Annotated in this window: 1 pseudogene; it reads left to right on the forward strand. The window is 50.2% G+C overall.

Annotation, left to right across the window (positions count from 1 at the left end):
• Positions 1-325 (forward strand): annotated as a pseudogene (locus tag RTW80_RS28225) (conjugal transfer protein TraO); the annotation flags it as partial.

The raw sequence follows: 325 nt of genomic DNA on the forward strand, positions 1-325 counted from the left end.
GATGAGCTGGAACGGCATGGACCTTAAGGTCAATGCATATGCTCAACGGGAAGACAACCTGATGTCATCCGTGGCCAGCAATGTGAATACACGCTGGTTTAAACATATCATTCTGCCGTCAGTGTTAGGAGGTGTGGGCAGTATTGGCACACTTTATAAAGATGCCAACACGCAGGTTATTCAGGGTAACTATGGCACGGTTACCGGACGCGTGGGAATGCCCAGTGGTGAAGCTGTTGCGGGCGTTATTGCCGGTGGTATGGCGGAAAGAGGAAGTCAGATATTAACCCGCCAGGCAGAAAGTGAGCCCTATAAACAGGTAGAA

It is taken from the genome of Escherichia sp. AM3 (assembly GCF_032029835.1).
GTDB lineage: Bacteria > Pseudomonadota > Gammaproteobacteria > Enterobacterales > Enterobacteriaceae > Escherichia > Escherichia coli.